The sequence below is a fragment of the Mycobacterium sp. PTI7 genome, assembly GCF_056679845.1.
In genome coordinates, this window is record NZ_CM155252.1 from 3,788,099 (window position 1) to 3,811,990 (window position 23,892).

Annotated in this window: 27 protein-coding genes; 16 read left to right on the top strand and 11 right to left on the bottom strand. The window is 69.8% G+C overall.

The genetic code is table 11. The features are described 5' to 3' along the window. Positions 1-4: 4 nt before the first annotated feature. The 3 genes from dusB (at position 5) to phoU (ending at position 4,138) form a co-directional block, all read left to right on the top strand. On the top strand, positions 5-1,090 hold the full coding sequence (gene dusB / locus AC1MEY_RS18195; RefSeq protein ID WP_480231551.1) for a tRNA dihydrouridine synthase DusB: 1,086 nt from the start codon (positions 5-7) through the stop codon (positions 1,088-1,090). Between the two features lie 206 nt (positions 1,091-1,296). After that, on the top strand, positions 1,297-3,393 hold the full coding sequence (locus tag AC1MEY_RS18200) for an LCP family protein (RefSeq protein ID WP_480226832.1): 2,097 nt from the start codon (positions 1,297-1,299) through the stop codon (positions 3,391-3,393). A 76-nt stretch (positions 3,394-3,469) separates the two neighbouring features. Further along, a complete protein-coding gene (phoU, locus tag AC1MEY_RS18205; protein WP_480226833.1) occupies positions 3,470-4,138 on the top strand; it encodes a phosphate signaling complex protein PhoU in 669 nt (222 codons plus the stop codon). Here the strand turns inward: phoU and AC1MEY_RS18210 are convergent. Then, positions 4,092-4,649: a MarR family winged helix-turn-helix transcriptional regulator gene (locus AC1MEY_RS18210; protein WP_480226834.1), complete on the bottom strand. Its 558-nt coding sequence runs from the start codon at positions 4,647-4,649 to the stop codon at positions 4,092-4,094. The genes phoU and AC1MEY_RS18210 overlap by 47 nt on opposite strands. Positions 4,650-4,730: 81 nt before the next feature. On the opposite strand from AC1MEY_RS18210, the gene AC1MEY_RS18215 reads away from it, so the two are divergent. Then, positions 4,731-5,705, top strand: coding sequence for a quinone oxidoreductase family protein (locus AC1MEY_RS18215; RefSeq protein ID WP_480226835.1), 975 nt, complete (start codon positions 4,731-4,733; stop codon positions 5,703-5,705). A gap of 89 nt (positions 5,706-5,794) precedes the next feature. Here AC1MEY_RS18215 and pstB read toward each other — a convergent pair whose 3' ends face one another. The 6 genes from pstB to AC1MEY_RS18245 form a co-directional block, all read right to left on the bottom strand. Further along, positions 5,795-6,568, bottom strand: a complete 774-nt coding sequence (pstB, locus tag AC1MEY_RS18220; protein ID WP_480226836.1) for a phosphate ABC transporter ATP-binding protein PstB — start codon at positions 6,566-6,568, stop codon at positions 5,795-5,797. An 8-nt stretch (positions 6,569-6,576) separates the two neighbouring features. Beyond that, entirely contained in the window at positions 6,577-7,491 is a 915-nt protein-coding gene (gene pstA / locus AC1MEY_RS18225) for a phosphate ABC transporter permease PstA (protein WP_480226837.1), read from the bottom strand. Continuing rightward, positions 7,488-8,543 (bottom strand): phosphate ABC transporter permease subunit PstC, encoded by a 1,056-nt coding sequence (gene pstC, locus AC1MEY_RS18230; RefSeq protein ID WP_480226838.1) that lies wholly within the window; start codon positions 8,541-8,543, stop codon positions 7,488-7,490. The genes pstA and pstC overlap by 4 nt, the downstream gene beginning before the upstream one ends. A 52-nt stretch (positions 8,544-8,595) precedes the next feature. After that, a complete protein-coding gene (gene pstS / locus AC1MEY_RS18235; protein ID WP_480226839.1) occupies positions 8,596-9,720 on the bottom strand; it encodes a phosphate ABC transporter substrate-binding protein PstS in 1,125 nt (374 codons plus the stop codon). 120 nt (positions 9,721-9,840) lie between these two features. Beyond that, on the bottom strand, positions 9,841-10,719 hold the full coding sequence (gene mshD / locus AC1MEY_RS18240) for a mycothiol synthase (RefSeq protein WP_480226840.1): 879 nt from the start codon (positions 10,717-10,719) through the stop codon (positions 9,841-9,843). Continuing rightward, positions 10,716-11,498 (bottom strand): winged helix-turn-helix transcriptional regulator, encoded by a 783-nt coding sequence (locus AC1MEY_RS18245; protein WP_480231552.1) that lies wholly within the window; start codon positions 11,496-11,498, stop codon positions 10,716-10,718. Before AC1MEY_RS18245 ends, mshD begins: the two co-directional genes overlap by 4 nt. Positions 11,499-11,667: 169 nt before the next feature. On the opposite strand from AC1MEY_RS18245, the gene lmeA reads away from it, so the two are divergent. From lmeA to AC1MEY_RS18285, 8 genes are all read left to right on the top strand, one after another. Then, entirely contained in the window at positions 11,668-12,480 is an 813-nt protein-coding gene (lmeA, locus tag AC1MEY_RS18250; RefSeq protein WP_480226841.1) for a mannan chain length control protein LmeA, read from the top strand. Beyond that, a complete protein-coding gene (locus AC1MEY_RS18255) occupies positions 12,477-12,899 on the top strand; it encodes a thioredoxin family protein (protein WP_480226842.1) in 423 nt (140 codons plus the stop codon). Before lmeA ends, AC1MEY_RS18255 begins: the two co-directional genes overlap by 4 nt. Before the next feature lie 50 nt (positions 12,900-12,949). Continuing rightward, complete coding sequence (locus tag AC1MEY_RS18260; protein ID WP_480231553.1) at positions 12,950-13,021, top strand: putative leader peptide; 72 nt, start codon at positions 12,950-12,952, stop codon at positions 13,019-13,021. A gap of 92 nt (positions 13,022-13,113) precedes the next feature. Continuing rightward, positions 13,114-13,593 carry a DUF4395 domain-containing protein gene (locus tag AC1MEY_RS18265; RefSeq protein WP_480226843.1) on the top strand — a complete coding sequence of 160 codons (480 nt, stop codon included), beginning with the start codon at positions 13,114-13,116 and terminating at the stop codon, positions 13,591-13,593. Positions 13,594-13,618: 25 nt separating this feature from the next. Then, positions 13,619-14,452: a sulfurtransferase gene (locus AC1MEY_RS18270; protein ID WP_480226844.1), complete on the top strand. Its 834-nt coding sequence runs from the start codon at positions 13,619-13,621 to the stop codon at positions 14,450-14,452. Position 14,453: 1 nt separating this feature from the next. Next, positions 14,454-14,756 (top strand): DUF1416 domain-containing protein, encoded by a 303-nt coding sequence (locus AC1MEY_RS18275; RefSeq protein WP_070355064.1) that lies wholly within the window; start codon positions 14,454-14,456, stop codon positions 14,754-14,756. Positions 14,757-15,006: 250 nt separating this feature from the next. Further along, positions 15,007-15,642: a heme-binding beta-barrel domain-containing protein gene (locus AC1MEY_RS18280; RefSeq protein ID WP_480231554.1), complete on the top strand. Its 636-nt coding sequence runs from the start codon at positions 15,007-15,009 to the stop codon at positions 15,640-15,642. Beyond that, the gene (locus tag AC1MEY_RS18285; protein ID WP_480226845.1) at positions 15,642-15,893 is read left to right on the top strand and encodes a hypothetical protein; all 252 of its coding nucleotides are present in this window, start codon (positions 15,642-15,644) and stop codon (positions 15,891-15,893) included. Before AC1MEY_RS18280 ends, AC1MEY_RS18285 begins: the two co-directional genes overlap by 1 nt. Positions 15,894-15,897: 4 nt before the next feature. On the opposite strand, the gene AC1MEY_RS18290 is transcribed toward AC1MEY_RS18285, so the two are convergent. Continuing rightward, positions 15,898-17,076, bottom strand: a complete 1,179-nt coding sequence (locus AC1MEY_RS18290) for an alpha/beta hydrolase family protein (protein WP_480226846.1) — start codon at positions 17,074-17,076, stop codon at positions 15,898-15,900. A gap of 288 nt (positions 17,077-17,364) precedes the next feature. Beyond that, positions 17,365-18,210 carry an aminodeoxychorismate lyase gene (locus tag AC1MEY_RS18295; protein ID WP_480226847.1) on the bottom strand — a complete coding sequence of 282 codons (846 nt, stop codon included), beginning with the start codon at positions 18,208-18,210 and terminating at the stop codon, positions 17,365-17,367. 40 nt (positions 18,211-18,250) lie between these two features. Between AC1MEY_RS18295 and ygfZ the strand changes: the two genes are divergently transcribed. Further along, positions 18,251-19,327 (top strand): CAF17-like 4Fe-4S cluster assembly/insertion protein YgfZ, encoded by a 1,077-nt coding sequence (ygfZ, locus tag AC1MEY_RS18300; protein WP_480226848.1) that lies wholly within the window; start codon positions 18,251-18,253, stop codon positions 19,325-19,327. A gap of 145 nt (positions 19,328-19,472) precedes the next feature. Continuing rightward, positions 19,473-19,661, top strand: a complete 189-nt coding sequence (locus AC1MEY_RS18305) for a DUF3073 domain-containing protein (protein WP_480226849.1) — start codon at positions 19,473-19,475, stop codon at positions 19,659-19,661. 46 nt (positions 19,662-19,707) lie between these two features. Here AC1MEY_RS18305 and purM read toward each other — a convergent pair whose 3' ends face one another. Next, entirely contained in the window at positions 19,708-20,790 is a 1,083-nt protein-coding gene (purM, locus tag AC1MEY_RS18310; protein WP_480226850.1) for a phosphoribosylformylglycinamidine cyclo-ligase, read from the bottom strand. 69 nt (positions 20,791-20,859) lie between these two features. On the opposite strand from purM, the gene AC1MEY_RS18315 reads away from it, so the two are divergent. Beyond that, a complete protein-coding gene (locus AC1MEY_RS18315; protein WP_480226851.1) occupies positions 20,860-21,288 on the top strand; it encodes a cupin domain-containing protein in 429 nt (142 codons plus the stop codon). Positions 21,289-21,343: 55 nt separating this feature from the next. Next, positions 21,344-22,327 carry an NAD(P)H-binding protein gene (locus tag AC1MEY_RS18320; RefSeq protein WP_480226852.1) on the top strand — a complete coding sequence of 328 codons (984 nt, stop codon included), beginning with the start codon at positions 21,344-21,346 and terminating at the stop codon, positions 22,325-22,327. Positions 22,328-22,339: 12 nt separating this feature from the next. Here AC1MEY_RS18320 and purF read toward each other — a convergent pair whose 3' ends face one another. After that, positions 22,340-23,881: an amidophosphoribosyltransferase gene (gene purF / locus AC1MEY_RS18325; protein ID WP_480226853.1), complete on the bottom strand. Its 1,542-nt coding sequence runs from the start codon at positions 23,879-23,881 to the stop codon at positions 22,340-22,342. Positions 23,882-23,892 lie beyond the last annotated feature (11 nt).

Sequence of the window (23,892 nt, forward strand, 5' to 3'; positions counted from 1 at the left end):
GCCGATGGCAGGCGTCACCAACGTCGCCTTCCGGACGCTGTGCCGCGAACTGGAGTTGGCGCGTGAGGGCACCGTCAGCGGCCTCTACGTGTGCGAGATGGTGACCGCCCGCGCGCTCGTCGAACGGCATCCGGTGACGATGCACATGACGACGTTCGCGCCCGAGGAGTCGCCGCGGTCGCTGCAGCTGTACGCCGTCGACCCCGCCAACACCTACGCCGCGGCGAAGATGATCGCCGACGAGGGCCTGGCCGACCACATCGACATGAACTTCGGCTGCCCGGTGCCCAAGGTGACGCGCCGCGGCGGCGGTGCCGCCCTCCCCTATAAACGCGCGCTGTTCGGGCAGATCGTCTCGGCCGCGGTGCGTGCGACCGAGGGCACCGACATCCCCGTCACCGTGAAGTTCCGCATCGGCATCGACGACGCCCACCACACCCATCTCGACGCGGGCCGCATCGCCGCCGAGGAGGGCGCGGCCGCCGTTGCACTGCACGCTCGCACGGCCGCCCAGAGGTACTCCGGGACGGCCGACTGGGAGCAGATCGCCGCGCTCAAGCAGCACGTCACCTCCATCCCCGTGCTCGGCAACGGCGACATCTTCGACGCCGACGACGCGCTTGCGATGATGGCGGCCACCGGGTGTGACGGAGTCGTCATCGGTCGCGGCTGCCTCGGCCGGCCGTGGATGTTCGCCGAGCTGTCCGCCGCGTTCGGCGGCCGGCCCGTGCAGGAGCCGCCCACCCTCGGCGAGGTGGCAGGCATCATCCGGCGGCACGGCGAGCTTCTCACCGACCACTTCGGTGAGGACAAGGCGATGCGTGACATCCGCAAGCACGTCGCCTGGTATCTGCACGGCTTCCCGGCGGGCGCCGACCTGCGGCGCGGTTTGGCGCTGGTCAAGACGCTCGCCGAACTGGACGACCTGCTGGCCCGCCTCGACCACGACGTGCAGTTCCCGCGGGCCGCGGAGGGTCCTCGGGGACGCCAGGGTTCCGCGGCGAGCGTGTCGCTGCCCGAGGGCTGGCTCGACGACCCGAACGACTGCACGGTGCCGTTCGGCGCCGACGTCATGCACTCCGGAGGGTGACCGAGAGGTATCACCGAGATGCCTGCGACACTGCACCGAGACGGCACCGCAACGTTCGCCGACTGGTTCGTTCTCAGGATCTCTCAGTACGATGTGGGTTCGTCAGTACCGGTTCCGGGTAGCGGAGCCCACGTCGTGCTGCTACAAGACTAGAAGCACATCATCGAATTTCCGCGTGCGTAGCCGGAGTCGGAGGACCGCTGGACATGAGTGACGGTGAAGACGCCACTCCTGGCCGCCGACGGTCGGACGAGCCGGGTGACGACAATCAATGGCTTACCCGATCGCCGCGCCCAGGGCCAGGCGCCGCGCCGTGGGAGAGGCCGACTGTTTCGCAGAGCCGCTCGACGGGCCGGCGTAGCCGTCCGGATCCCGACGACGACGACGTCGAGTCGGCCGGGAGTCACGTCGACGGCGTGACCGTCGCCGACCTCATCGCGAAGGTCACCGGCGCCGCCCCCGCGGCCACCACGGGCGAGGACCGTCCCCGCCGCCGTGCCCGCGCCGAGCCGGAGCCAGAAGCGGAACCAGAACCCGTCGCCGAGTCGGATCCCGAGCCGGTCGCCGAGTCGGATCCCGAGCCAGCACCCGAGCCGGTGCGCCGCGAGGCCGATCCCCACACCGACGTCTTCCCCGCACTCCCCGCGCACGCCTCCGAACTCCCCGTCCTGTCGGGCGAGCCCCGCCCGGCGGAGACCTTCCCGGCCGGCGATGCCGAGCGCGTCGGCGAGACCACCGTGCTGCCCGCGGTGCGCACCCACCGGACCCGACACCGCGCCATGATCATCGGCCGCGTCGCCGCGGCGCTGATCGCCATCTGCGCGCTCGCGATGACCGGCTCGGCATGGCAGTGGCAGTCGAGCAAGAACCGCAGCCTCAACAAGGTCTCGGCGCTGGACCCCGGTTCGCGCGACATCCTCGATCCCAACGCGCAGTTCGGCGACGAGAACTTCCTCATCGTGGGCACCGACAGCCGCATCGGCGTGAACAGCGACGTCGGCGCGGGCACCACCGACGACGCGGCCGGCGCGCGGTCCGACACGATCATGCTGGTCAACATCCCGGCCAACCGGAAGCGCGTCGTCGCGGTGTCCTTCCCGCGCGACCTGTCGATCACGCCGCAGGAATGCGAACCGTGGGACCCGCAGACCCGGGTCTACGGACCCATCACCGACGAGGAATCGCCGATGTACGGCCTCGAAGAGGTCTACACCGAGACGAAGCTGAACTCGGCCTATGCGGTCGGCGGGCCGAAGTGCCTGGTGAAGGTCATCCAGAAGCTCTCCGGACTGTCGGTGAATCGGTTCATGGCCGTCGACTTCTCCGGCTTCCAGACGATGGTCGACGCATTGGGCGGCGTCGAGGTCTGCAGTACGACCCCGCTGGAGGACTACGAGCTGGGCACCGTGCTGCCCACTGCGGGCCGGCAGCTGATCGACGGGCACACCGCGCTGCAGTACGTGCGCGCGCGGCAGGTCACCACCGAGACCAACGGCGACTACGGCCGCATCAAGCGCCAGCAGCTGTTTCTGTCGTCGCTGCTGCGCTCACTGATCTCGAAGGACACCTTCTTCTCGCTGAGCAAGCTGAACAACGTGGTGAACATGTTCATCGCGGACAGCTACGTCGACAACATCGACACCAAGGACCTCGTCGACCTCGGCCAGTCGGTGCAGGGCGTCAACGCGGGCCGCATCACGTTCCTGACCGTGCCGACCGTCGGATACGCCGACGAGTATGGCAACGAGGTCCCGCGGATGGACGACACGAGGGCCCTGTTCGACGCGATCATCAACGACGATCCGTTGCCCGAGGAGAAGGCCGCCGACAACACCCCGGTGCCCGGAACCCCGACCAGCGCCGCCCCCGACGCGCACGGCGAGATGGTCGACGCCGTCACCACCGATCCGGGTGCGGTCACCGTGCGGGTGTCCAACTCGACCGGCGAGAACGGGCTCGCCACCACCGCCGCCACCGAGCTGCAGGAGCACGGCTTCAACACCGTCGAACCCGACGACTATCCCGGACCGCTCGACTCGACCACCGTGTTCTTCTCCGCGGGCAACGAGGAGGCCGCGGCCACGGTCGCCTCGTCGTTCGCCAATCCCACGATCGAGCGCGTCTCGGGCATGGGTGACGAGATCCGCGTGGTCCTGGGTTCCGACTTCTCGACGGTGGAGCCGCCGCGGCCCAGCGGATCGACGGTCCAGGTGCAGGTGCTCAAGGGCGCCAGCAGCGAGCCCACCGCCCTGCCGGAGGATCTGAGTGTCACCAACGCGGCGGACACGTCCTGCGAGGGATGAGCCGACGAACGGCATTCACTGTCCGTTCACCTGCGACGACGTGACCTTTCCCCGGCTCAGAACGTAGGATTTGTCCATGCGTACCGCCTACCACGAGCAGCTGGCTGCCCTGTCCGACCAGCTTGGGGAGATGTGCCGCCTCGCGGGCGTCGCGATGGAGCGGTCGACCCAGGCTCTGCTGCAGGCCGACCTCGCCCTCGCCGAGCAGGTCATCACCGACCACGACCAGATCAGCGCGTTGAGCGTCGGCGCGGAGGAGGCGGCGTTCGTGCTGCTGGCCCTGCAGGCGCCGGTGGCCGGTGACCTCCGGTCGATCGTCAGTGCCATCCAGATCGTCGCCGACATCGATCGCATGGGCGCGCTCGCCCTGCACGTCGCCAAGATCGCCCGCCGTCGCCACCCGCAGCACGCGCTGCCGGAGGAGGTGAACGGCTACTTCGCCGAGATGGGCCGTGTCGCAGTCGAACTCAGCGGCAGCGCCCAGGAGGTGCTGCTCACGCGCGATCCGGAGAAGGCCGCCCGGATCCGCGAAGAGGACGACGCGATGGACGACCTGCATCGCCACCTGTTCAACGTGCTGATGGACCGCGAGTGGAAGCACGGCGTGACGGCCGCCGTCGACGTGACGCTGCTGAGCCGCTTCTACGAGCGCTTCGCCGACCACGCGGTCGAGGTGGCCCGTCGGGTCATCTTCCAGGTCACCGGGTCGCTTCCGGACGAGGACCAGGTCCCGACGCCGCTCTGACGCCGGCGTCGACCTCGAGTCGGACGCCGACCCGTCGCGTGGCGAGCAGGTCGCGCAGCACCCTGGCGACCACCTCGAGTTCGGCGTTGGCGTAGCGGCCGAGGAAGTCTCCGACCCCCGCCGCCATCTCCTCGTGCATCTCGGCGTGCGCCGACACCACCAGTTCGCCGTCCGCCGACAGCGACAGTTCGATCTCCTTGCGGTTGCCCGGGATCGGCGTGCGGGTCACCAGGCCGGCCTCGACCAGCCGCTGCACCTGCTTCGACACGGTGCCCTTGAGCTGCCCCGAGCGCGCCGCCAGTCCCACCACGCCGGTGGTCCCGTCGGCGAGGTGGGCCAGCAGGTGCAGGGCCGGGGTGGGCAGCGATCGCAGGACCCCCTCGAGACGGGGCGGGCAGCGCTGCACCATGTAGTCCCGCTCGGCGTCGCCGTCCTCGTCGTCCTCGAACTTGTCCTTCACCGCCCCCAGCAGGTCGTTGATGTCAGCCACCAATGCCGACTTGGTTTTCATGGAAACCATCTTGCCATCGCCGTCGTGTCGCCGTACATTGTTTCTGGAGAAACCATCTACGTGGAAACAATGGAGGCCGTCGTGTACGCAGCAGTCGTCGAGGAGTGGGGCGCCACCCCCGTGTACGCCGAGTTCGCCGAGCCCGAGGAACGCGACGGCGCCGTCGTCGCGACCGTCGAGGCTTCCGCGCTGACCAACCTCACCCGCGCCCTCGTCTCGGGAAAGCACTACGCCAGCAAGGAGATCCCCCTTCCCGCGGTGCCGGGCTTCGACGGCGTCGCACGCCTCGCCGACGGCCGCCGCGTCTACGGCAACTCGGTGGCGCCGTTCGGGATGATGGCCGAGCGGACGCTCGTCGGCACCGCCGGTCTCGTCGACGTACCCGAGGGCGTCGACTCCGTGACCGCCGCAGCCGTACCGAACCCAGGCATCTCGGCGTGGACGGCGCTCTCCTTCGCGGCCAACGTGAAGCCGGGCGACCACGTGCTGATCCTCGGCGCCACCGGCGTCACCGGAGCGATGGCGGCGCAGCTGGCCACGAACGTGTTCGGCGCCGGTCGCGTGGTGGTCGCCGGTCGCGACTCCGCCCGCCTGGACTGGCTGCGCAGTGCCGGCGCGGACGAGGCGATCTCCATGCGCGACGAGGACCTCGCCGCACGCGTCGGCGCGCTACACGCCGAACGGCCCTTCGACGCCGTGCTCGACTACCTGTGGGGCCCACCCGCCGCCACCACCCTCACCGCCCTTGCCGACAGCCATCCCGCGGCGCACTACCACGCCACCCGCTTCGTCCAGATCGGTTCCATCGCAGGCGATCCCGTCGAGCTGCCCGCGGGCATCCTCCGCGGCACGGGCATCGTGCTGTCGGGCGTGGGCATCGGCAGCGTGCCGCCCGAGGTGATGGCCGACGCCCGCAGCGAGGCGCTCCCCCGCATCTTCGCCATGATCGCCTCGGGCGAACTGCGCCTCGAGACCGCCACGCGCGCACTGCGCGACGTCGAGTCGGTGTGGACTACCGCCGAGCCGTCGGGCACCCGCGTCGTCCTCACCCCCTGACACCCGGCGAGCAGACGTCAACTCCCCTCAATCGCGCGGATTGAGGGGAGTTGACGTCTGCTCGCGGAAGGAGCCGCGCGGAGAGATGGCTAGCCGAAGCGGCCCGAGATGTAGTCCTCGGTGGCCTTCTGCGTCGGGTTGGAGAAGATCTTCTCGGTGTCGTCGATCTCGACGAGCTGGCCGGGCTTGCCGGTGGCCTCGAGGTTGAAGAACGCCGTCTGGTCGCTCACGCGCGCGGCCTGCTGCATGTTGTGCGTGACGATGACGATGGTGAAGTCCTGCTTCAGCTCAGAGATCAGGTCCTCGATGGCGAGCGTCGAGATCGGGTCGAGCGCCGAGCACGGTTCGTCCATCAGCAGCACGTCGGGCTGCACGGCGATCGCACGCGCGATGCACAGACGCTGCTGCTGACCACCCGACAGGCCGCCACCGGGCTTGTCGAGGCGGTCCTTGACCTCGTTCCACAGGTTCGCGCCGCGCAGCGACCGCTCGGCGACCTCGTCGAGCGCCTTGCCGCGAACGCCCTGGAGCTTCAGGCCGGCCACCACGTTGTCGCGAATCGACATGGTGGGGAACGGGTTCGGGCGCTGGAAGACCATGCCGATCGTCTTGCGGACGCCGACCGGATCGACACCGGCACCGTAGATGTCGTCGCCGTCGAGCAGCACCGAACCCTCGACGCGCGCACCCGGGATCACCTCGTGCATGCGGTTGAGCGTGCGCAGCACCGTCGACTTGCCACAGCCGGACGGGCCGATGAACGCGGTCACGCTGCGCGGCTGCACCGACAGCGCCACGTTAGCCACGGCGTGGAACGCGCCGTAGTAGATGTTGACGTCCTTGAGATCGAGGCGCTTGGCCATCGTGACTCCTATACCTTCTTCGGGGCGAAGATCTTGGCGACCAACCGGGCCGCGATGTTGAGGATGGCGATCAGCAGGATCAGCGTGAGGGCAGCGCCCCACAGCCGGTCGGTGGGCACCGGGTTGGCGCCCGCTCCCGCCGAGATCTGGTCGTACATCATGCCGGGCAGCGAGCCCATGAACCCGCCGAACATGTCGAAGTTCATCGCCTGGGCGTAGCCGACCAGGATCAGCAGCGGTGCTGTCTCACCCATCACGCGAGCCAGCGCCAGCATGATGCCGGTGACGATGCCGGAGAGTGCGGTGGGAATGACGATGCGGGAGATGGTCTTCCACTTCGGCACGCCCAGTGCGTAACTCGCCTCGCGCAGGTCCATGGGGACGATGCGCAGCATCTCCTCGGTGGCGCGGACGATCACCGGGATCATCAGCAGCACCAGGGCCAGCGACACCGCGAAGCCCGACCGCTCGAAGCCCAGCGTGGCCACCCACAGCGCGTAGATGAACAGTGCCGCGACGATCGAGGGGACGCCGGTGAGGATGTCGACCATGAACGTGGTGATCTTGCCGAGCCGCGTGCCGCCGCCGTACTCCACCAGGTAGACCGCGACCATGATGCCGATCGGGATCGAGATGATGGAGCAGACCACGCCCTGCAGCAGCGTTCCCACGAGTGCGTGGTAGACGCCGCCACCGGGCGCGAAGGCGGTCATGCCGCCCTGCGAGTTGGTGAACCACGTCGGCGAGGTGAGCGCCGCAATGCCCTTCGTCACAACCGAATACAGCACCCACAGCAGGGGGACGAGGGCGACCAGGACCGACAGCGTGACGAGCACGGTGGCCAGGTTGTTGGTGAGCTTCCGGCGTCCGCTGACGCCCTGGAAGGTGGGCTGCTTGACCGGACGGTCCAGCGTGGAGGTCATTTGGCGCCCCTTCCGGCAACCGCGGCGCGTGCCGCCGAGTTCACCACGAACGTGAGGATGAACAGCACCAAGCCGGCGGCGATGTACGCGCCCGCCTTGTACTGATCGTTGAACTCGCTTGCCGTGGCGGCGATCTTGCTGGCGAACGTGTAGCCGCCGTCGAACAGCGACCAGCCGAACGCGGTCTGCGTGCCGCGCAGGATGATCAACAGGGCGATGGTCTCGCCGAGCGCGCGGCCCAGGCCGAGCATCGACCCGCTGATGTAGCCGGACAGGCCGAAGGGCAGCACGGTGGTCCGCACCACCTCCCAGCGCGTGGCCCCCAGCGCGAGCGCCGCCTCGATGATGCCGCGCGGCGTCTGGACGAACACCTCGCGCGTCACCGCCGTGATGATCGGCAGGATCATCACCGCGAGCACGATGCCGGCGGTGAAGATCGTGCCGCCGCCCGCCACCGACGCCGTGCCCGTCTTGAACAGGAACAGCCACGACAGGTTCTCGTTGAGGAAGACTGCAACCGGCTTGAGCACCGGGGCCAGAACGTAGAGCCCCCACACGCCGTAGACGATCGAGGGGACCGCGGCCAGCAGGTCGACCATGTAGGCGAGCGGACCGGCGAGCTTCTTGGGCGAGTACTGGGTGAGGAAGATCGCGATGCCCAGGGCGATCGGCATCGCGAGGATCAGCGCGAACACCGACACGAACACCGTCACCTGCAGCAGGTCGAGGATGCCGAACGTCATCGCGGACGTGTCGGTGGTGATCCAGTTGCCGCCGTAGGTGAAGAAGTTCACCTCGTTGCGTGTGAGCGCCGGGATGGCCCGCATGAGCAGGAACACGCCGATCGCGCCGATGAGGACGACGATCAGGATTCCGGAGCCCTCGGCGAGACCGCGGAAGACGCGGTCGCCCAGTCGGACCTTGCCACCCTTGTTCGGGTTGGTGGAGATGGGGTCCGGCTCGGGGTGGGGCGCGGCAAGTGCCTCGCCCGATCCCGACCCGGTTGGATCTGGTGTCGTCACTGTCATCCCGTCGGAGACCCTATCGGTCATTAGGTCCGGACCCCATCCTCACCGCAATAGTCCTGTTGCGCTAGGTGACTGGTTAGGCAATTGCATTGATGGACGTGAGCAGGCGCTCCTTGAAGGCGTCCGGCAGCGGCACGTAGCCGGCCGGCCCCAGGTTGGCCTGTCCCTCGTTGGCGGCGACCGTGAGGAACGACTTCACCGCTGCTGCGGTGTCGGCGTCGTAGCCCTTGGAGCAGACGATCTCGTAGGTGGCGAGCACCAGCGGGTAGGAGCCTGCGTCCTTGGTGCCGTAGATCGAGTTCAGGTCCAGCGTCAGGTCGTTGCCCTCGGCCGCGAACTTGGCGGCGTCGATCGCCGTCTTGGTGGTCTCGTCGGTGAGTTCCACCGCGCCGCCGCCGTTGTCGATCTGCGCGAAGGGGAGCTGCGCCTGCTCGGCGAAGCCCTTCTCCACGTAGCCGATGGCACCCGGGGTGGCCTGCACGGCCTGCACGACGCCCGAGGACTTCTGCGCGCCTTCGCCCGCACCGCCCTGGAACTCGCTGCCCGCACCCTTGGTCCACGTCTGCGGAGCAGCGGCGGCCAGGTACTTCTGGAAGTTGTCGGTCGTGCCCGAGGAGTCCGAGCGGTAGACCGGGGTGATGTTGGTGTCCGGCAGCGTGGTGCCCGAGTTGAGCGCCGCGATCGCCGGGTCGTTCCACTTGGTGACCTGGCCCTGGAAGATCTTGGCCAGCACGTCGCCGTTGACGACGAGCTTGTCGACGCCCTCGACGTTGTAGGCCATCGCGACCGGACCGAACACCAGCGGCAGGTTCCACGCCGGGTTTCCACCGCAACGCTCGGCGGCGGCGGCGACCTGGTCGTCCTTCAGCGCGGAATCGGATCCGGCGAAGTCGACCTGCTTGGCGATGAACTGCTCGCGGCCCGCGCCGGAACCGGTCGGGTTGTAGGACAGGTTCTTGCCGGAGCAGACCTGCTGCCACACCTTGTTGAATTCGCCGATCGCGTTCTGCTGTGCGGTCGATCCCTCGGCCGTGAGGGAGGCCTTGCCACCGCAGTCGGCGGACGAGGACGACGCGCTGCCCGAGGCGCTCGACGACGTGCCCGCGTTGTTGTCGCTGCCACATGCCGTCAGGAGCATGGCGGTTGCGGCGGTCAGTGACAACGCCACGCCTGCGCTCCTGTTGATGCGATTGACCTTCACTGATCCCTCTTCCGGTTGTCTTGTTCAGGCTCCCGGGCAACGTATGCGGCCGTCATGGACGGATCGGGGATCAGAGATGAACGAGCGGTGAACAGCCTCAGCGAGTTCACAGCTAGGGGGCTAACGCGTGGTGTACGCCACGTCCGCGCTGAAGACGTCGAAATCGAGCCGTTGATACGTCTTCACGGCCTGCGAGTTATCTGCTTCGACGTAAAGCATCACGGTGCCGGAGGACCCGAGCCGGTCACTCAGGTGGTGTAGACCGACGAGCGTCAGCGTCGCGCCGAGGCCCCTCCCCTGGGCTCCGGGATCGACGCCGACCACGTACACCTCGCCCAGGTCTCCGGAGTGGACCTTCGTCCAATGGAACCCCAGCAGCGCCTTCGAGTCGACGTCGAACGCCAGGAACAACCCCTCCGGCTCGAACCAGGACTCGGCCCGCCGCTCGGCGATCTCGGCCTCGGTCCAGCCGCCCTGCTCCGGATGCCAGGAGAAGGCCGCGTTGTTGACCCGCAGCAGTTCGGCGTCGTCGTCGGGTCCGGCGTAGGTGCGCAGCCGGACGCCGGGCGCCACCGTCACCTCGGGCAGGCCGGCGAGCGAGCGCCGCATCTGCCACAGCTCGCGGACGTTCTCGAGGTCGAGCGATGCGGCGGTGGCCTCGGCCGCCGGAAGGTTGCCGTGTGCCCAGATGCGGGTTCCGGCGCCGCCCTCGGCGAGGCCGGCGCGGATCAAATCGGTGCCGATGCCGCGTCGACGCGCCGCCGGGTCGACGACGGCCTCCGCCATCGCGGGTGCGTCCCCGGATGCCGGGGCCAGGTTCAGGTAGCCGACGATCCGATCACCGTCGACGGCCAGCAGGTGGCGGGTGCGGCTCAGCGGCAGTTCGCGCAGTACGCCGTCGCCCACCGGCGCCACGCCGTCATCGGCGGTCGCGGTCGCGACGATCTCGCGGACGCGGCGTTGGGCGTCGTCCGAGAGGTCGGTGCGCCACTCGATCACGTGCGCAGCGGGTCGACGTACGCCCCGGACACGTCGTCCTCGGTCGCATAGTCGTCGTCGTCATCGGCGAGTTCCACCCCGGGTGCCGGCGGCCTGCCGCGCGCCGGGCGGACGGCCTTGTAGCCGACGTTGCGCACGGTGCCGATCAGCGATTCGTACTCGGGGCCGAGCTTGGCGCGCAGCCGCCGGACGTGCACGTCGACGGTGCGGGTGCCGCCGAAGAAGTCGTAGCCCCAGACCTCCTGCAGCAGCTGGGCGCGGGTGAACACGCGGCCCGCGTGCTGAGCGAGGTACTTCAGCAGCTCGAATTCCTTGTAGGTGAGGTCGAGCGGGCGCCCGCGCAGCCGCGCGGTGTAGGTGCCCTCGTCGATGACGAGTTCACCGAGGCTGACCTTGCCGACGCTCTCGTTGTCGGCCGCACCGCCGCGGCGACCCACGAGCAGGCGGAGGCGGGCGTCGATCTCGGCCGGCCCGGTGCTGGGCAGCAGGATCTCGTCGAGGCCCCATTCGGTGTTGACGGCCACCAGGCCGCCCTCGTTGACCACGGCGACGACGGGGACCGACGTCCCGGTGCTGCCGAGCAGCCTGCAGAGTCCACGGGCGGCGGCGAGGTCGGTGCGTGCGTCGACGATCGCGACGTCGGCCGTACCTGCCTCCAGCAGCGACGACACCTCGGTGGGCGCGGAGCGCACGGTGTGGGCGAGCAGGGCGAGCGAGGGCAGGACCGACTCGGGTTGCGGGTCGACGGTCAGTAGCAATAAGTCCAACGGGTCCTCCATCATGCCCCCGGGTCCGCCACCGGCATCGTCGACGGCGACACCGACTCCGACGAACGTCCGGTCACAGCCCAGATTCATGGCTGACACGCGGCCGTTACCGGCCGACGATCAGGTAACGATAGCGCGCTACCTGCTGATTAGCCGCGCTGAACGACGCTCGCGGAGGGCGATGGGCGAGAATGTCCGGGTGCGCAGGCTGGTGATCGGGCTCATCGCGGTGGTGACGTCACTCGTCGTCGCCGCGATCGGCGCGGACTTCGGGGGCGCCATCTACGCCGAGTACCGATGGGCCCGCAGCCTCCGCACCGCCAATGACCTGGGCTTCGATCCCTGGGTGGGCATTCTGGGGTTCCCGTTCGCCACGCAGGCCGCCGACCACCGCTTCGGCGAGGTGGAGGTCCGCGCGGGTGGCGTCGACAACCCGACCGTGGGCAAGGTCTCGCTGGAGGCGACGCTGCACGACGTCGACCTCGGCGACGCCTGGCTCGTCGACCCCGACACCGAACTGCCGGTCGGCAAGGTCGAGAGCCGCATCATCGTCGACTCCACCCACCTGGGCCGCTACATGAACATCAAGGACCTCCTGGTGGAGGCGCCGTCGCGGGAGACCAACGACGCGACCGGCGGCACCACGGAGTCCGGCATCTCCGACAGCCGCGGGCTGGTGTTCACCGGCACGCCCACCGCGAGCGGGTTCGAGGAGAGGGTCAGCATCGCCGTCGACCTGACGATCGTCGGCGAAGACCGCAACACCATCCTGCTCACCCCGACCGGCGTCCTGACCGGACCGAACACCGCCGATCAGGAGGTGCCCGACGACGAGAAGGCTGCCGTACTGAAGGCCTTCACCACTACGATTCCCGGCATGAAGTTGCCGTTCGGCGTCGCGCCGACCAGCGGCGGTGCCCGCGGCTCCGACATCATCGTCGAGGGCATCGCCGAGGGAGTAACCCTGGCCCTCGACGGGTTCGACCAGTCATGAGCGCCTCGGTGATCGTCGTCGTCGCGGTCGTCATCGCGGCGTTGGGCGTGGCGTACGTGATCGGCAAGCTCATCACCCTGCGGTCGGGGATGATCCGGGACGGGGAGAAGGCGGCCAACGTCGACACCTCCGACCTGGGCCTGTCCTCCACGGGCCCGACGGTGCTGCACTTCACCGCGACGTGGTGCGGCCCGTGCGCCGCGGTGCGTCGCGTCGTCGACCAGGTGTGCGCGGAGTTGCCCGCGGTGTCGCACGTGGAGATCGACATGGACGAGAATCCCGAGGCCGCCAAGCGACTCTCGGTGCTGTCACTGCCGACCACCATCGTTTTCGGCGCCGACGGACGTCCCAAGTTCCGGGTCAACGGCGTGCCGAAGGCCGCTGACCTGCGGTCGGCTCTGGAACCGTTATTGGCTTGAGCATGGGGTCGTTGGGTAGGCTGTCGATCGTGCCAACCCGCCGCGAGCCGATGCTCACCAAGCGCCGCGCAGTAGATCTGTGCCGCGTCGCGGGTTGTCGCTGTTGTTGTCGTAGCTGCTGAGTCGCCGCGCACCTTCGTGCCGCACTCCGAGCAGCGCCGGAGTGGCGTGTCCGCGACCCCCCGATGACGACAGCATCTCAAGGAGCATTCTCGTGCCGAACCCGAACACCGATCAGGTAGACGTTCGCGGTCCCCGCTTCACCGCGTGGGTGACCACGGCCGTCGTCATCGTCGCGTTGGGCGTCTCGGCCGTGAGCGCCGCCGCCGCTGCCGTGATCCTCGGTCTGCAGGCCGCCGTCTTCGCGATCGGCGCGGTCGGCGGACCGCGCAGCCACCCCTACGGCCGGGTGTTCGCCGCGGTCGTGGCGCCCCGCCTGGGCCCGGTCACCGAGAAGGAGCCCGTCGCTCCGCTGAAATTCGCCCAGGCCGTCGGCTTCGTGTTCGCCGTCGTCGGCACCGTCGGATTCGCCACCGGCCTGGTCGCGGTGGGCCTCGTCGCCACGGCGTTCGCGCTGATCGCCGCCTTCCTCAACGCCGCCTTCGGCATCTGCCTGGGCTGCCAGCTCTACCCGCTCGTCGCACGCCTGCGCCGGACGACCGTCACCACGTCACCCGCCTCACCGTCCGCATAGCCACACACCCGAAAGGAAACACGTCATGGCACGTTCCGACGTCCTGGTCACCACCGAGTGGGCCGAGAACAACCTCGACGCCCCCAACACCGTCTTCGTCGAGGTCGACGAGGACACCAGCGCCTACGAGGGCGGCCACATCGCCGGCGCCGTCCGGATCGACTGGAAGACCGAACTTCAGGATCCGGTGAAGCGCGACTTCGTCGATCAGCAGCAGTTCTCGAAGTTGCTGTCGGACAAGGGAGTCGCCAATGACGACACCGTGATCCTGTACGGCGGCAACAACAACTGGTTCGCCGCGTACGCCTACTGGTACTTCAAGCTGTACGGCCACGAGAACGTCAAGCTGCTCGACGGTGGCCGCAAGAAGTGGGAACTCGACGGTCGCCCGCTGGTCACCGAGGTGCCCAGCCGCAGCGCCACCTCGTACTCGGCGAAGGCCCCCAACAACGACATCCGCGCGTTCCGCGACGAGGTCATCGCCGCGATCGGTGAGAAGAACCTCGTCGACGTCCGCTCCCCCGACGAGTTCTCCGGCAAGATCCTCGCCCCGGCGCACCTCCCGCAGGAGCAGAGCCAGCGCGCCGGCCACATCCCGACCGCGATCAGCGTGCCGTGGAGCAAGGCGGCCAACGAGGACGGCACCTTCAAGTCCGACGAGGACCTGGCGAAGCTCTACGCCGACGCCGGCCTCGACGGCGACAAGCTGACCATCGCCTACTGCCGCATCGGTGAGCGCTCGTCGCACACCTGGTTCGTGCTGCAGGAGCTGTTGGGACACAAGAACGTCAAGAACTACGACGGTAGTTGGACCGAGTACGGCTCCCTCGTGGGAGCCCCGATCGAGTTGGGAAGCTGATATGTGCTCTGCACCGAAACAAGGACTGACGTTGCCCGCGGGCGTCGACCTCGAGAAGGAGACGGTGATCACCGGCCGCGTCGTCGACGGGTCGGGACAGACCGTCGGCGGTGCGTTCGTGCGCCTGCTCGACAGCAGTGACGAGTTCACCGCCGAGGTCGTGGCATCCGCCACGGGCGACTTCCGGTTCTTCGCCGCGCCCGGCACCTGGACGCTGCGCGCGCTGTCGAAGGTCGGCAACGGCGATGCGACCGTCGCGCCGTCCGGCGCCGGCATCCACGAGGTCGACGTCAAGGTCGCCTGACCCGACAGTGCCCGTCCCGCGGCGTGCGAGTGAGATATCACGCACGGCCGTGGGGCGGCGCAGGTCGTGCCGGGTGATCCCGACGTCCTAGACTCAGAACCGTGATTCTGTTCTTCGAGTTGTTGCTCGTCGCGGCCGTCGTGGTCATCACGTGGTTCGCGCTGTACGCCGTGTACCGACTGATCACCGACGAGTGACGTCCGACGACGCAGCCCAGGGCCCCGCCGACAGCGGTGTCGCCTCGGGTGCCGTGCCACCGCGCTCCGGTGACCGCGCCGTCGCCGATGCGGCCGAGCGTGCCAAGGAGACCGCGGTACGCAACGTGCCGGGCTTCGACGACCTCCCGGGCCCGGCCGACACGGCCAACCTGCGCGAGGGCGTCAGCCTGAACGACGCCCTCCTGGCGCTGCTGCCGCTGGTCGGCGTGTGGCGCGGCGAGGGCACCGGCCACGACGGCACCGGCGACTACCGCTTCGGTCAGCAGATCGTGGTCTCGCACGACGGGAACGACTACCTCAACTGGGAGTCGCGGTCCTGGCGCCTCACCGAGGACGGCGAGTACGAGCGGCCGGACCTCCGCGAGGCCGGCTTCTGGCGGTTCGTCAACGATCCCGCCGATCCCTCCGAGTCCCAGGCGATCGAGCTGATGCTCGCCAACTCCGCAGGCTTCGTCGAGCTGTTCTACGGCAGGCCGCTCAACCAGGCCTCCTGGGAGCTGGTCACCGATGCGCTGGCCCGCAGCAAGTCGGGTGTGCTGGTCGGTGGCGCCAAGCGGCTCTACGGCATCGTCGAGGGCGGGGACCTCGCCTACGTCGAGGAGCGCGTGGACGCCGACGGTGGCCTCGTCCCGCATCTGTCGGCCCGCCTCGCCAGGTACGTCGGCTAGTGCGGCGCGCACCCCTCGCCGGCATGCTGCTCGCGGCTGGCCTGCTGGCCGGATGCTCGTCGCAGGCCGCGGAACCCGAGCCGGCCACCACGGAACCCGCCGCCGGTCACGGCTCGTACGCGAGCTGTCTGAGCGAGCACGGCGTCTCGACGCCGCCGGCCGGACCCGGCGCACCTCCCGGCGTGGACCCGCAGGTGTGGGCCACCGCGCAGCAGGCGTGCGCCGATAAGGCGCCCGGCCCCACGGGCTGACCGCCTAGGACATCACCCGCGCCAGGAACGGCGTGGAGTCCCGGATCGATGCGAGCACGGTGCCGCTGTGGTCGTCGTCCGGGTAGACGTGCAGTTCGACGGGTTGGCCGTTCGCGCGCATCTCCTCGTCCAGGCGCAGCGACGACGACGGCGGCACGTCGGTGTCCCGCAGTCCGACGCCCAGGAACACGGGCCGGTCGTAGCCGCTGGTGGGGATGCCCATGTAGGCGGCCAGCCCGGCCTCCGCGCCGGGCACCGACGCCAGCGGCGCGGTGAAGAACGTGTTGGGCCGTTGCGTGGCAAGTTCGGTGCTCAGATCCTGGTAGCAGAGCACCTCCGCACGCCCGACGGCGTCGCGGCCGACGGGCGAGAGGACGCCGTCGACGTCCAGGTCCGGCCGGGCGTCGCGGAACGCCGCGAGGATGTAGGCCGAGTACGCGTTGGCGCCCGCCCCGAGTTCGGGCGGCAGCATCATGTCGGGTCCCGCCTTGCCGACGATCTCCTCGATGAAGGCGGGCGTGCCGGTGGCGACCGCTCCCCGGTAGTCCAGCCCGGACCCGGCACTGAACTCGGTGGCGTACCGGGCTGTGCCGACGGCGCCCGCACCGCCCTGCGACTGTCCCACCACGGCCCACTTCGGTGACAGCGGCAACGCCATGCGATGCGCGGCGACCACGGAGTCGACGATCCCGTGGGCGGTGCTGACGGTGTCGAGGTAGGCCATCACGCCGGGGGTGCCGAGCCCGGTGTAGTCGCTCGCGACGACCGCGTAGCCCTGCTCGAGCCAGTGCCCGAGGTAGGCGACGTCGCGCTCGTTGCGGGGGTGCGCGGACGGGGTGCAGTCGTCGCCGAGGCCGACGGTGCCGTGGGCCCAGGCGAGCACCGGCCAGCCGCCGTTCGGTGCGGTGCCGCGGGGCAGGAAGACCGCGGCGGTGCTGACGGCGGGCCGGTTGCGTGCGTCGGTCGTCGCGTAGAGGGTCCGGTACGCGGGTCCCGCGGCGGGCAGGGTGACGGCGGGGTCGAGGGGCACCGTGTCGACGAGGGTGCCGGGTGCGCCGATGGCGCCGACGTAGTCGGTGGCGTCGAGGCCCGACCACACGGGGGCGGCCGCACGAGCGGCGGGCGCGAGGAACGTCGACAGCGCCAGGAGCACGGTCGCCAGGATGATCGAGGTGCGGCGCATGGCACACACCCTAGGCCGGGACATGGAGCGACCCCCGAGCCGGGAATCCTGGGCGGACCGCCTAGGGGCTCGGGGGCCGGGTGACTGCTGGGAATTCGCCAGCGCACGCGATCGTCTCGATCTGCGCGTGGAGCGAGTGCTCCGTGCCAGGAATGACTCCCGGTGCTGCTAGCTAGCAGCCACCTCACATGTCCATATGTCGCTAATGATGTCGGACCACCTCCCTTCCTGTGTACGAGCGAACTTACCCCCGAAGTCGGGAGCCGACAATGAGTTTTCGCTTCCCGCTCAATCGGTGGCGACGGCGACGTCGAGCAGGTACGCCACCTCGGCCGCGGCGGGGGCGGCGCGCAGCGGGCGTTCGTCCAGCTTGTGCACCCGCGCAGCGAGTGTCACCGCTGACAGCAGCCAGACCCCTTGCGCCGCATCAAGATCGGCCACTCGGAGCGCGGCGTGGTCGCACCGCCAGCCCCGCTGCCGTGCGACGTCGAACAGCGCGGACGCGGTCGTCCCGGGAAGGATCGGCCACTCCAGCGGCGGGCTCACAAGCACACCCGGTCCGGGCGACACGACGACCGTCGACCGCGCGCCCTCGAGCACGTGGCCGTCGGCGTCGAGCAGCACCGCGTCCTGGGCGCCGACGGCCATGGCGTGCCGTTGCGCGGCGGCGAAGGGCGCGTAGGACAGCGACTTGACGGTCGCCGTCGACCAGGCCGTCGCGACGCCGCGGATGCCGGCGTCGACGGTCACCGCGGCCACGCCGTCACGACGGGCCACGGCCACCCGGTCGGGCACCGGGGACACCGCGACGAACGTGACGGTCCCCTGCCTCGCCCGGCCGTGCAGCAGGCGCAGCATCCCCTCGCCGTCCGGCCACGACGCGACGGCGACGCCGACCGCGGTCCGCAGTCGCCCGACGTCGGGCGCGGGCAGTCCGGTGGTCGCCGCCGAGGTGGTGAGACGCCGTAGGTGGGCGTCCAGCAGGCAGGCCCGGCCGTCCCGCACGAGCACCGTCTCGAAGACTCCGTCGCCCCGCGCCAGGATCGGATCGTCGGGGTGCAGCACCGCCGCGTCGGGGTCGATCGGCTCGCCGTCCAGACCCACGACGAGTGCGGCGGCGCGACGCGGCGTCATGGCCGGGAATGATAGTGCGGCCTGCTCGTACAGTTGAGGCATGTCCGCCGTTCCCGCACCCGAAGAAGGTCCCGACGCCGGCGCCACGTGGCACTACGGCGACCCGTTCGGCGAGCAACGCGCCGCGGCCGACGGCGTGGTCGTGGTGGACCGCTCGCACCGGGCCGTGCTCCGCCTCACCGGCAAGGACCGGTTGACGTGGTTGCACACCATCTCCAGCCAGCACGTCAGCGCTCTCGAGAACGGTGTCGTCACCGAGAACGCCAGCCTCGACGGGCAGGGTCGTGTCGAAGATCACTGGCTGCAGGTCGATCTCGACGGCGTCACGTATCTCGACACCGAGTCGTGGCGCGGCGAGCCGCTGCTGGCGTTCCTCCGCAAGATGGTGTTCTGGTCCGAGGTCGTGGTCGAGCCCGCCGATCTGTCGGTGCTGTCGCTGCTCGGACCGGGTGCCGCCGCGCCCGGGGTGCTCGGCGTCCTGGGCCTCGACGAGCTGCCGCTGCAGTGGCGGGCCGTCCCGTTGGCGGATGGGTTCGCGCGGCGCACCTTCGACGGCGACGTCGACCTGCTCGTCCCCCGTGCGGAGGCGGCCGACTGGGTGCGGCGCCTGTCCGCCGCGGGCGCCCGACCTGCGGGGATGTGGACCTACGAGGCACGACGGGTCGCGGCGGTCCGGGCGCGGTTGGGCATCGACACCGACGAGCGCACCATCCCGCACGAGATCGGGTGGATCGGCGGTCCCGGCGACGGGTCCGTCCATCTGGAGAAGGGTTGCTACCGCGGCCAGGAGACCGTCGCGCGGGTGCACAACCTGGGCAAACCGCCGCGGATGCTGGTCCTGCTGCAGCTCGACGGGTCCAGCGACAGACCGTCGCCGGGCGACCCGGTGCTGGCCGGCGGACGCGCCGTCGGCCGGCTGGGCACCGTCGTCGACCACGTGGACGAGGGCCCGGTGGCGCTGGCACTGCTCAAGCGCGGCCTGCCCGCCGACACCGCACTGACCACCGGCGGCGACGTGACGGTCGCGGCCGTGATCGACGCCGACACGCTGCCCGTCGGCGACCAGGTGGGCGCGGGTCGGCTGGCCGTGGATCGCCTGCGGGGCCGCGGCCGCTGACGCCGGCGGCCCGGCGGTACCGCTGGACCGGGCCTGCCAGCGCGGAAGGATTGCGCACGGTAAGGTGTTGTCAGGACGATAGACACACTCAGATCGGAGCCGCCTGAATTTCGGGCCGCTCCGTTATTGCGCAAGGGGGTCCCCCATGGGCCGCGGCCGGGCGAAGGCGAAGCAGACGAAGGTCGCGCGCGACCTCAAGTACAGCTCGCCACAAACCGATTTCCAACGGTTACAGCAGGAACTGGGTAACACCGGCTCCCCCGAACCGGACACCCTCAACGGCGACGTACCCGTAGACGACCGCTGGAGTGACGACGACGACTGGCGCCGCTAGCGCCACCGTCGCCCGGGGCTGACCGCCCCGGATCGATCCCTCGCCCTCAGAAGCGCGGATGCTGCCCGACGAGTTGGGCACGCGGCTCACCCTTGGCACTCTTCGACACCGTGCCCAGGGTCCAGCTGTCCACGTGGCGGGCGGTCAGGATGGCCAGCGCGCGGTCGGTGTCCTCCGCCGCGACGACGGCCACCATGCCGACGCCCATGTTGAAGGTCTTGTCCATCTCGGCGCGCTCGACGCGGCCGCGCTGGCCGATCATGCCGAATACCGGTGCGGGCGTCCAGGTTCCGCGATCGATCTCGGCGGTCAGACCGTTGGGGATGACGCGCTCCAGGTTGCCGGCGAGTCCGCCGCCGGTCACGTGGCAGAACGTGCGCACCTGCGTCTCGCTGGCCAGCGCCAAGCAGTCCTTGGCGTAGATGCGCGTGGGTTCGAGCAGTTCCTCGCCCAGCGTCCGGCCGAACTCCTCGACGTGCCCGGTGAGGCTCATCCGGTCGATCTCGAGCAGCACCCGGCGGGCCAGCGAGTAGCCGTTGGAGTGCAGGCCGGTCGATGCCATGGCGATCACCACGTCGCCGGGCCGCACCCGTTCGGGTCCGAGGACGTCCTCGGCCTCCACGACGCCGATGCCCGTGGCCGACAGGTCGTAGTGGTCGGGCGACATCAGCCCGGGGTGTTCGGCCGTCTCGCCGCCGAGCAGCGCGCATCCGGAGATGACGCAGCCGTTGGCGATGCCGGACACGATCTCGGCCACGCGTTCGGGCACGGTCCGGCCGACGGCGATGTAGTCCTGCAGGAACAGCGGCTCGGCGCCGCACACCACCAGGTCGTCGACGACCATCGCGACGAGGTCCAGCCCGACGGTGTCGTGCTTGTCCATCGCCTGCGCGATCGCCAGCTTGGTGCCCACGCCGTCGGTCGACGACGCCAGCAGCGGCTCCCGGTAGTCGTTGCGTAGTGCGAACAGGCCCGCGAACCCACCCAGGCCGCCCCGTACCTCGGGCCTGGTGGCCCGCTGCGCGAGTGGCTTGAAGAGTTCGACGGCTCGGTCGCCCGCCTCGATGTCAACGCCTGCCGCCGCGTATGAGGCGCTGTCTTCGTTGGCAGGTCGACCCTTGCTCGTCATCGAGGGCAAGGTTACCGGTCCCGCCGACACGGGTGTGCGCGCGCTGCCCGTATGACACGCTCGGCACCCATGAACCGGATTCGCACGTCGGCACTCGTCGCCGCCCTGGCCCTGCTGCCGATGGCGGCGCCGGCCGCCGCCACACCGAACAGCGGGGTCGAGGCGCGCACGCTGGCGGAGTCGACGGTCGACGGCGTCCACTACGTCACGCGCGAGCTGACCGTCGCGCCGGGCGGCACCACGGGCTGGCACTGGCACCCCGGCCAGGTGTACGGCGTGATCCGCCAGGGGACGCTCACGCACTACTCCTCGGCGAACTGCGCGGTCGACGGCGTGTACGGGGTGGGCGACACCATCACCGAGGAGACCGGACCGGGATACATCCACGTCGGCCGCAATCTCGGGCCGGATCCGCTGGTGCTGTGGGTCGGCTACATCGTCCCGGCGGGTCAGCCGCTGGCGAACGACGCGCCCAACCCGGGATGCCCCTTCGAGTAATCGGTTTGAATTCGTCGACCAGCGGACATATCCCTACCCGACGAATGGAGGACGAGTGTCGGACACGGAAACTCGCCGCTGCCTGGTGACGGGCGCTACTGGCTACATCGGCGGGCTTCTCGTACCGCAACTCCTCGAGAAGGGTCACACGGTGCGCGCCCTGGCGCGGACGCCGTCGAAGCTCGACGAGGTGCCCTGGCACGACCAGGTCGAGGTGGCCAAGGGAGACCTGAGCGACAGGGACTCCCTGACCGCCGCCTTCGCCGACGTCGACGTCGTCTACTACCTGGTGCACTCCATGGGCACGTCGTCGGACTTCGAGCGCGAGGAGGCCCGGTCGGCCGACAACGTCGTCTTCGCCGCCAAGGCCGCGGGCGTGTCGCGGATCGTCTACCTGTCGGGTCTGCACCCGCCGAACGCCGCGGACCTCTCCAAGCACCTGCGCTCGCGCACCACCGTCGGCGACAAGCTGATCGCGTCGGGCATCGAGACGCTGGTCCTGCAGGCCGGCATCGTCATCGGCTCCGGGTCGGCGTCGTTCGAGATGATCCGCCACCTCACCGACCGCCTGCCGGTGATGACGGCGCCGCGCTGGGTGCACAACAAGGTCCAGCCCATCTCTATCGGCGACGCGCTGTACTACCTCGTCGAGGCCGCCACCGCGACGGTCCCGGAGTCGCGCACGTGGGACATCGGATCCCTCGACGTGCTCGAGTACGGCGACGCGATGCAGGTGTACGCCGACGCGGCGGGTCTGCGCAGGCGGCTCATCGTGGGCGTGCCGTTCCTGACGCCGACCATCGCGAGCCTGTGGGTGGGTCTCGTGACGCCGATTCCCGCCGGGCTGGCGCGGCCGCTGGTCCACTCGCTGGAGTGCGACGCGATCATGCACGAGCACGACATCGACGACGTGATCCCGCGTCCGCCGGGCGGCCTCACCGGCTACGAGGACGCCGTGCGGGATGCGCTGCGCCAGGACGGCACAGCCGGCCAGCGCGGCCGCAGGCACATCATGCGGTTCAGCTCACCGACGTCGTAGTACGCGCCCGGGTCAGGGCCTGCGCAGCGCCGACGCGTTGTCGTTGACCGTCTGTAGCGGGATGCCGGTGCGGGCGGCGGTCGACAGCATGTGCTCGATCACGTTCTTGCCCAGCGCGGTCTCACCCGGCAGTTCGATCGGGTAGTCGCCGTCGAAGCAGGCCGAGCACAGCCGTGACGCCGGCTGCTCGGTGGCCGCGATCATGCCCTGCTGGCTGATGTAGCCGAGGCTGTCGGCGCCGATGGCGCGGCGGACGCCGTCGAGCATGTCCTGCTCGTCGGCGCTGTTGCTCGACGCGTTGGCGATCAGCTCGGCGGGGGTGGCGAAGTCGATGCCGTAGAAGCAGGGCCAGCGCACCGGCGGCGACGCTATCCGCACGTGCACCTCGAGCGCACCGGCCTCGCGCAGCATCCGGATCAGCGCGCGCTGCGTGTTGCCGCGGACGATCGAGTCGTCGACGACGATCAGCCGCTTGCCGCGGATGACTTCCTTGAGCGGGTTGAGCTTCAGCCGGATGCCCAGCTGACGGATGGTCTGCGACGGCTGGATGAAGGTGCGGCCCACGTAGGCGTTCTTCATCAGGCCCTGGCCGAACGGGATGCCGGAGCCCTGCGCGTAGCCGACGGCGGCGGGCGTACCCGACTCGGGGACGCCGATCACGAGGTCGGCCTCGACGGGCTTCTCGGCGGCGAGCCTGCGGCCGATCTCCACGCGGGTGGCATGGACCGACCGGCCACCGATGACGCTGTCGGGCCGGGCCAGGTACACGTATTCGAAGACGCAGCCCTTGGGCGTCGGGTTCGCGAAGCGGGTGGAGCGCACGCCGTCGGCGTCGATCGCCAGCAGCTCGCCGGGTTCGATGTCGCGGACGAACGATGCGCCCACGATGTCGAGCGCCGCGGTCTCCGACGCCACGACCCAGCCGCGGTCGAGGCGGCCCAGCGACAGCGGGCGGACGCCGTGCGGGTCGCGCGCGGCGTAGAGGGTGTTCTCGTCCATCCACGTCAGGCAGAACGCGCCGCGGACGGTCGGGAGGAGGTCGAGCGCGGCCTGCTCCAGCGTCGAGTCGGCGGCACCGTGGGCGAGCAGTGCGCCCAGGATGTCCGAGTCGGTGGTGGCGGCGGCCGCACCGCGGGTGTTGATCAGGCCGGCGTCGCGCGCCCTGGCCGCGAGTTCGGTGGTGTTGACGAGATTGCCGTTGTGGCCGAGTGCGACACCGGTGCCCGCGGCGGTGTTGCGGAACACCGGCTGCGCGTTCTCCCACGTGGTCGAGCCGGTGGTCGAGTAGCGGCAGTGGCCGATCGCGACGTGGCCCTCCATGGCGGCGAGGGTCTGCTCGTCGAAGACCTGACTGACGAGGCCGAGGTCCTTGAAGACCAGCACCTGCGAGCCGTCGGCCACGGCGATGCCGGCAGCCTCCTGCCCCCTGTGCTGCAGGGCATAGAGGCCGTAGTACGTGAGCTTTGCCACGTCTTCACCAGGAGCCCAGACGCCGAAGACGCCACACTCCTCGCGGGGTTCGTTCTCGTCCTGCGCGGGCTGCTCGGCGGTCACGATCAGTCTGC